The following is a 6755-nucleotide window of genomic DNA, read 5'->3' as shown; positions in this document are numbered from 1 at the left end:
GCGGAACCCTAAGTGGCCGTTACCGCAGAAACGGATATGTACTCGTTCCAATCCAACATCCTGGTCGGCCCAGAGGCCGCCATCGGGGGCAAGCCCCCTCCCACATTTGAGTCAGGATCGACACAACATCCTGGTCGGCCCTGAGGCCGCCATCGGGGGCAAGCCCCCTCCCACATTTGAGTCAGGATCGACACAACATCCTGGTCGGCCCAGGGGCCGCCATCGGGGGGAAGCCCCCTCCCACATTGGAATGTGTGGTGGCCTGGATCTACAGGCAAAAAAAAGCGGTACACCGACCAAGTGCACCGCAAAAATGCCGTTAAGCACAGCAACAACGATTCGATAAATCAGATCAATCCAGCAGCGCCAGCGCCTCGGCGGTGACTTCCTGGATGCGTGCCCAGTCGCCGTTCCTGACCCACTCGGGATCAAGCATCCAGCTACCGCCCACGCACATCACGTTTTTCAACGCCATGTAGTTTTTGATGTTGGCCGGGCCGACGCCGCCGGTCGGGCAGAATTTCACTTCAACGAACGGGCCACCCAAGGCCTTGATCGCCGCCACACCGCCGCTGACCTCGGCCGGGAACAGCTTGAAGCGGCGATAACCCAGGCTATAGCCTTCCATGATGCCGGAAGCGTTGCTGATGCCGGGCAGCAGCGGGATCGGGCTGTGTACCGAGGCTTCCAGCAGGTCGCGGGTGATGCCGGGGGTGACGATAAACTGGGAGCCGGCCACTTCTGCCGCTTCGAGCATATGACGGTCCAGCACAGTGCCGGCACCGGTGCACAGTTCAGGGCGCTGCTCGCGCAGCACCTGGATAGCCTTGAGCCCGAACTCGGAACGCAGGGTCACTTCCAATGCGGTCAGGCCACCGGCGGCCAGGGCATCGGCCAGCGGCAGGATGTCCTGTTCACGGGCGATGGTGATCACCGGCAGGATCCGCGCCTTGGCGCATAGGCTGTCGATCAGGGCAACTTTATCCGCCATGGACACGGTCGGTTGAGGGCTTTTCATAGCGGCTGATCCTTGGCTCATGGGCACCAGTAAATCTCTAATGTAGGTTGCAAAAACGCGCGAATCGGCATGGCGGCGACATCGTCACCGGCCAGCGCGGCGCTCAAGGTGGTCAACTTCGAACTGCCGGAAATCGACAGTACGGTGTAGTGGGCCGTCGCCAGCAACGCGCGACTCATGGTCAGGCGCTGGTGCGGCACGGTCGGCGCCAGCATCGGCCAGCAACGGCGGGTACCGTCGGCCTGCAAGGCCTGGGCAAGGTTCGGGCTGTCGGGAAACAGCGAAGCGGTGTGGCCGTCATCGCCCATGCCCAGCACCAGCACATCGATCGCCGGCAACTCGGCCAGCAGGCGATCGGCCTGCTCGGCAGCGTCTTCCAGGTTGGCGGCAGCGCTGTACAGGCTGAGGAACCGGGCCTCGGCCGCCGGGCCTTGCAACAGGTGCTGCTTTAACAGGCCGGCGTTGCTGTCGGCGTGTTCCACCGGCACCCAGCGCTCGTCGGCCAGGGTGATGGTGACCCTGGACCAGTCCAGCACCTGCCTGGCCAGGTTCTGGAAGAACGCCACGGGGCTGCGGCCGCCGGACACGACCAACGTCGCCGCGCCGCGCGCGCTGATGGCCGCGCGCAGTTGCTCGGCCACGTCAGTGGCCAGGCCGTCCGCCAACAACACGGGCGTGCGGTACTCATGGGCAGTGACGCCCTGAGGCAGTTTCAATTCAGATATCGCCATACCACGACCTCCCATCCCGCGTGATCAGTGCAATCGAGCTCATCGGCCCCCAGGAACCCGCCGCGTACGGCTTGGGCGCATCACCGGATTTTTTCCACCCGGCGATCAACTGGTCACACCACTTCCACGCGGCTTCGATTTCATCTTTGCGAACAAACAGGTTCTGATTGCCGCGCATCACTTCCAACAGCAAACGCTCGTAGGCATCGGGGATGCGTGCGCTGCGATAGGTGTCGGAAAAATTCAGTTGCAGCGGACCGCTGCGCAGTTGCATGCCCTTGTCCAGGCCCTGCTCCTTGGTCATCACACGCAAGGAAATACCTTCGTCCGGCTGCAGGCGGATGATCAGCTTGTTGCTGATCTGCAAGCGCTGCTCGGGGGCGAAAATATAGTGGGACGGTTCCTTGAAGTGGATGACAATCTGCGACAGCTTTTGCGGCATGCGCTTGCCGGTGCGCAGGTAGAACGGCACCCCGGCCCAACGCCAGTTACGGATATCGGCGCGCAGGGCAACGAAGGTCTCGGTGTCGCTCTGGGTGTTGGAATTCTCTTCTTCCAGGTAGCCCGGCACGGCTTTACCGGCGCTGTAGCCGGCGATGTACTGGCCGCGCACCACCTGGGTGGTCAGGCCTTCCGGGCTGATCGGCGCCAGGGCCTTGAGCACCTTGACCTTCTCGTCACGGATGCTGTCGGCGGACAGGTCGGCCGGCGGGTCCATGGCGATCAGGCAGAGCAACTGCAGCAGGTGGTTCTGGATCATGTCGCGCAGTTGGCCGGCCTTGTCGAAGTAGCCCCAACGGCCTTCGATGCCGACCTGCTCGGCCACGGTGATTTCCACGTGGGAAATGTAGTTCTGGTTCCACTGGGTTTCGAACAGGCTGTTGGCGAAACGCAGGGCGATCAGGTTCTGTACCGTCTCTTTACCCAGGTAGTGGTCGATGCGATAGGTGCGGTTTTCCGGGAAAAACTGCGCGACGGCGTCGTTGACCTTGCGCGAGGATTCCAGGTCAGAACCAATCGGTTTTTCCAGCACCACACGGGTGTTTTCCGCCAGGCCGACCTTGGACAGGTTCTCGCAGATCGCGCCATAGACGGCAGCCGGAGTGGCGAAGTAGGCGATGAGGCGCTGTTCGCTACCGACCTTTTCGGCAAGGCCGACGTAGTCGTCAGCCTTCATGAAGTCGACATGCACATACGCCAGGCGCGCCAGGAAACGCTGGGCCACGGCTTCGTCGAGTTCTTTGCCGACGTATTTGCGCAGTTCTTGTTCGATGTGGGCCATGTGCTGCTGCTCGGACCCGGCTTCGCGGGCCAGGGCCAGGATGCGCGTGTCATCGTGCAGCAGGCCGGCGCCATCGAGTTGATAGAGAGCAGGAAATAACTTGCGCAGCGCCAGATCACCCAAGGCGCCAAACAGGGCAAAGGTGCAGGGTTCTACGGTTATCGAAGGCATGATGTTTGTTCTTTTATCAAGTTAAGCTACAAATACCTTTTTTCAAGGCATCACTCAAGGAAAAATGTAGTAATAACCACAACATTTTCCGCCAATACGTATTGCGAGTGGTGGTGTTCCGCTACCCTCAGTAGGATAGGCCACCGCGAGAAGCCACTTATCGATTGGTTACCGCCTTTTTATTTGCATCGTCGCCCGAAGGAAAGACTGAATGGACCGCGTGCGAAATCTTCTGGAACAGATCCGGAACCGCCTCGAAGAATTGAACAAGGCCGAGAAAAAAGTCGCCGAGGTCATCCTGCTCAACCCGCAGCAGGCCACCCGCTTCTCGATCGCCGCCCTCGCCCAGGCCGCCTCGGTCAGTGAACCGACGGTCAACCGTTTCTGCCGTTCGTTCGGCGTCAGCGGTTACCCTGAACTTAAATTGCAGCTGGCGCAAAGTCTGGCCAGTGGCGCGGCCTATGTCAGTCGCGCCGTGGAAGCCGATGATAACCCCGAGGCCTACACCCAGAAGATCTTTGGCAGCGCCATCGCCTCCCTGGACAGCGCCTGCCAGGCCCTGGACCCGGCCCTGATCAGCAAGGCCGTGGACTTGCTGATCCAGGCGCGGCAGATCCACTTTTTCGGCCTCGGCGCCTCGGCACCGGTGGCGATGGACGCGCTGCACAAATTCTTCCGTTTCAACCTGGCGGTGACCGCCCACGCCGACGTGCTGATGCAACGCATGATCGCCTCGGTCGCCCACACGGGTGAGTTGTTCGTGATCATTTCCTACACCGGGCGTACCCGCGAGTTGGTGGAAGTGGCGCGTATCGCGCGGGAAAACGGCGCGTCGGTGCTGGGGGTGACGGCCGAGAACTCACCACTGGCCAAGGCCAGTACCGTGAGCCTGAACATTCCGTTGCCGGAAGACACCGACATCTACATGCCGATGACGTCGCGGATCATTCAGCTGACGGTACTGGATGTGCTGGCGACCGGCATGACGTTGCGCCGTGGCGTGGATTTCCAGCCGCACTTGCGCAAGATCAAAGAGAGCTTGAATGACAGCCGGTATCCGGTGGGGGATGAGTTCAACTAAGCCGGCATCTGTGTTGGCTTTACTGGCCTCATCGGGGGCAAGCCCCCTCCCACATTTGATCTGTGAACCCATTCAAAAGTGGGAGGGGGCTTGCCCCCGATGAGGCCATCAGCCACACCACTAGACCCCTGCCCTGGCCTGCAGACTCAAATGCGCCCGCTCCCCGGGCGCCAGGCTCGCCCCGGCCATCGCCGACTCCACGCACACAAATCCTGACGCTTCGTTAAAACTCACGCCCAATAGCGGCCGGCTACCGGGGTGCCACACCACCGTGTCGGCGCTGTCGCCGGTATCGATGCACAGTTCACGCTGCCAGGCATGGTCCTTGAGCTGCAATTCGCCCTCGTGCTGGAACACCCGCTGGCACCCGCCATCAACGCGCAACTCGCCCTCCTGCTGGCAAACCTGGCGATTGAGCTGGTCATAACCCTGCGCGCCATCGAGCCCAGACAGCGCTACCTCGTCAACGTGACCAATACGCCAATAAGCATGCAAAGCATGGCTCAACTGGCACGGCAGCTCGTCCTGATGCTCGGTGCTCAGGCGCAGTTCCAGGGTGTCGCCCAATTGCGCGTGCAGGTCCACCTGCCAGTCGCACAACTGCAACTGCCAATGCAGGCGCACGCCATCGTCATCGGTGCTGCTGTCGAGCAGTTTCCAGTCGATCAAGCGCGCCCAGCCGTGGGACGGCCAGGCGTTTTCGCTGGGATGACGGCCATACCACGGCCAGCAGACCGGCACGCCGCCGCGGATCGCGCCGACTTGCGGCCATTTGGCCGCACACCACAGCCAGGGTTTCTGGCCGGTGGGCTGAAAGTGCAGCAGTTGCGCGCCCTGGCGACTGAACACCGCCTGGCACAGCGGGTGGTCGATCACCAACACATCGCGCATCTGAAAGCGCTCCCAGGCGAACACCGGGCGCTCGCGCAGGGACTTGAAAAAGCGTTGCAGCGGTTGCTCATGCATGTGCACAGGTTCCGAATATCACAGTGCCACCCAAAAAAAAGCGGATAGCCATGGCTACCCGCAAAATGCGCACAGAGAGAAGGAGCTTATCGCAACCGCGTTAGAACGTAGACTGAATCTTCAGGCCCGCTACCAGCGCGTTGTCGACTTTGTCCACGCCGCCCGGCTGGACAACGTACTGCAGGTTCGGACGCACGGTCAGCCAGTTGGTAACGTGAAAACCGTAGTTCAGTTCGACGTTGTACTCAGTCTCGCGAATCGGCGTGTACAGCGGATTGTCGTAGTCGCTGATGCCATTGGCGGCATTGAGCAGCTGCGAGTTCTTCTTCACGTCATCGTTGACGTGCAGACGCGCGACGCCAATGCCGACGTCATCTTTTGGACGTGCGTCGAATGGGCCCTTGTACACCAGCATCAACGACTGGTAGTTGTCGACCAGGTTGGTTTCCTTGTCGTGGAAGGTCGCGTTGGCCGCAATGTTCAGGCCACGGGTAGCGTCGCCGTTATGCGTGGTGAGTTGCTGTTGGGCAACGAACCAGTAGCCTTTCTTGCTGCTGCGGGTACGCAAGTTTGCGCCAGTGAGGACCGCATCGTTGCCGTTGACGTCTTCACGTACATCCGGAGCATCAGCCGCGCTCTTGTAGTAACCCACGCGGTATTCGCCCGGCAGGTTGTTGACCTTCGGCGACCAGACCAATTCCACCGGAATCACAGTACCCTTGGTACCGCTGCCGCTGAGTTTGAAGCCGTTGCCGTGCTCCAGTTGCGACGGGTTCTGGTTGTAGGCACCAATCTGCGCATACAGCTCAGGCGTAATGTTGTACTTCACGCGGATCGCGGCCTGGGCGACCGGCCAGTTGTACCAGGTGTTTACATAGTTACCGACCTGGGAGCCACAGAACGACAGGTTCTGGAAGTCGCACGGGAAGGTGTTGAAGTCCTCGCCTTCACCGAAGTAACCGAGTTTCACGTCCAGCTTGTTGTCGAACATCTGGTGCTGAACCCAGAACTGCGTCAGGCGCACCATGTGGCCACGGCCATAGACTTCCATCGACGAACTGAGCGTGCCGGCACGCGGGTCGCCAATGCGGTCATTGGAGATATTCTGGCCATTACGGTTGGTGAGCTGGATCTTGGCCTGGGTATTATCCCAGCCCCACAGCTTTTGCAGGTCCAGCGCTACGCCCAGACCGAACTGGTCGGAGTAACGACCGGTCTTGTCGTCGTTGTAGCCACCGTGGGCGTTGTAGCCCATTTCCCCTACGTAATCGGCCTTGATGTCGATACCTTGCTCGATCAGCTTGGTACGCTCGCCGCCCCAATCGCCGGTCATCCACTTGGAATCGGCGCTGAACGCATCGGCCGCCATCGCATTGGCGGACAATACAAGGGCTGCTGCTGCTGACAGTTGGCAGAACAGCCGAGTGTTGTTGTGTTGCTTTTTCATCCCTACATCCTCGTCTTTATTGTTATTAAACTGTTTTTATCTAACGCGGTTTACTTTTT

6 protein-coding genes are annotated in these 6755 nt (G+C 60.4%); 1 reads left to right on the top strand and 5 read right to left on the bottom strand.

Annotated features, from left to right (window positions below; genetic code table 11):
- Positions 1 to 352: 352 nt before the first annotated feature.
- The 3 genes from BFP90_RS08275 to zwf are packed head-to-tail and all read right to left on the bottom strand — an operon-like array spanning position 353 to position 3202.
- Positions 353 to 1018, bottom strand: a complete 666-nt coding sequence (locus tag BFP90_RS08275; protein WP_065887687.1) for a bifunctional 4-hydroxy-2-oxoglutarate aldolase/2-dehydro-3-deoxy-phosphogluconate aldolase — start codon at positions 1016 to 1018, stop codon at positions 353 to 355.
- A 17-nt stretch (positions 1019 to 1035) separates the two neighbouring features.
- Positions 1036 to 1749: a 6-phosphogluconolactonase gene (gene pgl / locus BFP90_RS08270; RefSeq protein ID WP_065895037.1), complete on the bottom strand. Its 714-nt coding sequence runs from the start codon at positions 1747 to 1749 to the stop codon at positions 1036 to 1038.
- Positions 1736 to 3202 carry a glucose-6-phosphate dehydrogenase gene (zwf, locus tag BFP90_RS08265; protein ID WP_065887684.1) on the bottom strand — a complete coding sequence of 489 codons (1467 nt, stop codon included), beginning with the start codon at positions 3200 to 3202 and terminating at the stop codon, positions 1736 to 1738. The genes pgl and zwf overlap by 14 nt, the downstream gene beginning before the upstream one ends.
- Positions 3203 to 3422: 220 nt before the next feature.
- On the opposite strand from zwf, the gene BFP90_RS08260 reads away from it, so the two are divergent.
- Positions 3423 to 4283 (top strand): MurR/RpiR family transcriptional regulator, encoded by an 861-nt coding sequence (locus BFP90_RS08260; protein WP_170039859.1) that lies wholly within the window; start codon positions 3423 to 3425, stop codon positions 4281 to 4283.
- A 120-nt stretch (positions 4284 to 4403) separates the two neighbouring features.
- Here BFP90_RS08260 and BFP90_RS08255 read toward each other — a convergent pair whose 3' ends face one another.
- Together BFP90_RS08255 and BFP90_RS08250 are read right to left on the bottom strand one after the other, a co-directional pair.
- Positions 4404 to 5249: a D-hexose-6-phosphate mutarotase gene (locus tag BFP90_RS08255; protein WP_065887682.1), complete on the bottom strand. Its 846-nt coding sequence runs from the start codon at positions 5247 to 5249 to the stop codon at positions 4404 to 4406.
- 100 nt (positions 5250 to 5349) lie between these two features.
- Positions 5350 to 6696, bottom strand: a complete 1347-nt coding sequence (locus tag BFP90_RS08250; RefSeq protein WP_065896422.1) for a carbohydrate porin — start codon at positions 6694 to 6696, stop codon at positions 5350 to 5352.
- Positions 6697 to 6755 lie beyond the last annotated feature (59 nt).

This window comes from Pseudomonas sp. 24 E 13, from assembly GCF_900004715.1.
Classification (GTDB): Bacteria; Pseudomonadota; Gammaproteobacteria; order Pseudomonadales; family Pseudomonadaceae; genus Aquipseudomonas; species Aquipseudomonas orientalis_A.
The sequence above is the reverse complement of the archived record's forward strand: the minus strand, read 5'-3'. Positions and strand labels throughout refer to the sequence as shown.

What these genes read in the sequence shown, in the direction of transcription:
- BFP90_RS08275 (WP_065887687.1), bottom strand. Translation starts at nt 1,018, where the DNA reads ATGAAAAGCCCTCAACCGACCGTGTCCATGGCGGATAAAGTTGCCCTG.
- pgl (WP_065895037.1), bottom strand. Translation starts at nt 1,749, where the DNA reads ATGGCGATATCTGAATTGAAACTGCCTCAGGGCGTCACTGCCCATGAG.
- zwf (WP_065887684.1), bottom strand. Translation starts at nt 3,202, where the DNA reads ATGCCTTCGATAACCGTAGAACCCTGCACCTTTGCCCTGTTTGGCGCC.
- BFP90_RS08255 (WP_065887682.1), bottom strand. Translation starts at nt 5,249, where the DNA reads ATGCATGAGCAACCGCTGCAACGCTTTTTCAAGTCCCTGCGCGAGCGC.
- BFP90_RS08250 (WP_065896422.1), bottom strand. Translation starts at nt 6,696, where the DNA reads ATGAAAAAGCAACACAACAACACTCGGCTGTTCTGCCAACTGTCAGCA.